Source organism: Rahnella woolbedingensis (genome assembly GCF_003602095.1).
In the GTDB taxonomy this organism is placed as follows: Bacteria; Pseudomonadota; Gammaproteobacteria; order Enterobacterales; family Enterobacteriaceae; genus Rahnella; species Rahnella woolbedingensis.
Window position 1 is genome coordinate 1 of sequence record NZ_RAHH01000074.1, and the last position, 2,243, is coordinate 2,243.

The following is a 2,243-nucleotide window of genomic DNA, read 5'->3' on the forward strand; positions in this document are numbered from 1 at the left end:
CAACGCGCACACCGTGATGATAATCAGCCATGGTGTTTTTCCTGTGATTGGGGTGACGTCAATCATCGCGTGTTGGGAACAATCAGGCACGGCGGGCGGGGTGTGTGGGGAATGGCACAACGTGGTGAAGGTCAGAGACAAAAAAGCCCCTTTCGGGGCAGTGTTTGTTCTGAGATGTGTATCAGTCAGGCGCTTTCCAGCCCCAACTTTTCAGCCAGCCGGTGCAGCGCGCTGACGGTCATCACGTCCTCAGCCGCTTGTGAAAAGGCTGACCAGTTCGCCGCCAGAAAGCCCGCGATAATCTCCGCTTCCTCTTTGTTTAATTCCATTTCATCCTCCTAAAAAGTCTGGGGATATCCTTGGACATATGCGGGACATGTTCAAATAGTTACTACAGATCAATTCTCCGTCATTGATCGTTTTCAGCGATCAATCTGTTCAGGAACAGCAGGCCAGTCGATATCGGGCGCAGCGGATAAATCCAGCCGGTTCAGCGCAACGCGGAATCTTTTCCAGGCTTGCAGGCTCGCCCGCTCCGCCTCCGTCACGTCATCGATATCAACCGCGTCTTGCAGCGGCGCGATGGCAGCAGCAGCCTGGCTGAGCAGTACGCTTTTACGCTGCTCAGCCACCTCAGCGGCAGGCTGCACGAACTGAATAAACTGACCGTCTTCATAGCGATACGACCGCGTGCTGATATCCACCGGCAACGCGGCGGTATCAACTTCGTAAACGCTGACGCCTTCGGACAGCGTTAAAAAGTTGGGATTATCCGCCCAGGTGGAAATAAACCCGTCAGCGCCGACGGCGACAAAACAGTTGTCTCCCTGCCATTCCCGATCCCGCAGTTCGTACCAGTCCGCGCCGTTCTCATCTTCAAAATAAAGCACCGGCAGCGGCAAGCCTTCTTCTAACACCTGTTTAGAGATTTTGATATTTTTGAACGTAATCATCTTAGTTCCCCACCTGTCGCCAGCTTCCGCTCGCCGTTCGCACCATTAACGCGCGGTAGTATTTCCCCATCATCCGGCAGTCGCCCAAATCCGGTCGGATATTTAACCCGGTCATAAAACACCCCGTCGGCGCTTCCCAGTTCTGCTGAGCCGTCCAGCCCGCATTCTCCAGCGCCTGACTGCCGCGCTGGACGTCATAGATATATCGGTTATTACCGTAGGCATAGATGTCATTGCGTAAATCCCTGTTTGCCCAGTTACGGGTGGCGGCATCGGTGTTGCTCAACAAAGTGGTGGTGGCAAAATTGTTCCCAACCCAATCCCGACGGGCAAGGCCGACGACTTCATTACTCGTTGCATGCCGCATATACGGGTCATTGTTATTTCCCGAAACGAAGCCCGCAACACTGCACACATCCCGCTGGATGGCATTGACGTTTTCAGAGGAAAGACTGATATCTTTCGTCCCGTCAAACGCCACACCGGCAATCTTGCGGGCAGTGGCGAGTTTCGTCGCCGCGACGGCTGTCCCGTTTGCAGGGAGCGCACCGAGATTTTTTACTGCATCCGCTGCGGTTTTGGCTCCCGTGCCGCCGCTGGAAACAGGCAGCGCCGTCGACAGCGTCAGGCCATACGCCCCCGCAACTTCAAGACCGCCGTCCATCACCCAATTATCAGCGTTACCCGTTGTCAGGTTTACGCTCTTTTTCGAAGAACCCACCTGCCGTTCGTGGTATCCCAAAAACCAAAGTTACCGGCGTTGGAATAGTTCACAGAAATCAGAGGGTGGACAGCATCTGACGAACTGAACTGGCAGGTCGCGTCATGACGGTTGAACTTCACCAGCCCGTTAAAATTGACGTCTCCCCCGATATCTACAGCTTTCACAAAGCTCACTTTCTCCGCAAACGTGGCCTCCTGGCTCGCGGTCATTGTTGAACTCAATGTGATCGGTGAATCGACACGAACAGCGGATGTATAGTGTCCGGCCGCCTGGGCTACTGAGTTATAACCGATATAGAGCGTTCCACCGATGCCTGAACCCGCGTCCTTCAGACTGGCGGAAAGTGTGACGTTGCCATTGTTATGATCGCGAAGAATAACGGCATCATTTTTCCCCCGAATAACCGATGTTGAATTGGCCGGATACAGGTTAATGCCAGAGTCCGGACGCAGGACACCGTTCGCGATTTGCACCATATCGTTTTGCCCATCACAAATAATACGGGCTTTACTGGTGCCGGTTTCATCACGAGCCTCCATCCGCATCACGCCTTCGCCGGTCGGGTA

The 2,243-nt window shown here is 54.2% G+C and carries 4 protein-coding genes; all 4 read right to left on the reverse strand.

Annotated features, from left to right (window positions below; translation table 11 throughout):
* Positions 1 to 185: 185 nt before the first annotated feature.
* Positions 186 to 329, reverse strand: a complete 144-nt coding sequence (locus D6C13_RS25735; RefSeq protein ID WP_167458086.1) for a hypothetical protein — start codon at positions 327 to 329, stop codon at positions 186 to 188.
* A 93-nt stretch (positions 330 to 422) separates the two neighbouring features.
* Positions 423 to 953: a tail fiber assembly protein gene (locus D6C13_RS25180; protein ID WP_120135329.1), complete on the reverse strand. Its 531-nt coding sequence runs from the start codon at positions 951 to 953 to the stop codon at positions 423 to 425.
* 1 nt (position 954) lies between these two features.
* The gene (locus tag D6C13_RS25185) at positions 955 to 1,674 is read right to left on the reverse strand and encodes a hypothetical protein (protein ID WP_425272757.1); all 720 of its coding nucleotides are present in this window, start codon (positions 1,672 to 1,674) and stop codon (positions 955 to 957) included.
* The coding region (locus D6C13_RS25740) for a hypothetical protein (RefSeq protein WP_167458087.1) at positions 1,650 to 2,243 on the reverse strand (594 nt) is incomplete at its 5' end. The genes D6C13_RS25740 and D6C13_RS25185, both read right to left, overlap by 25 nt.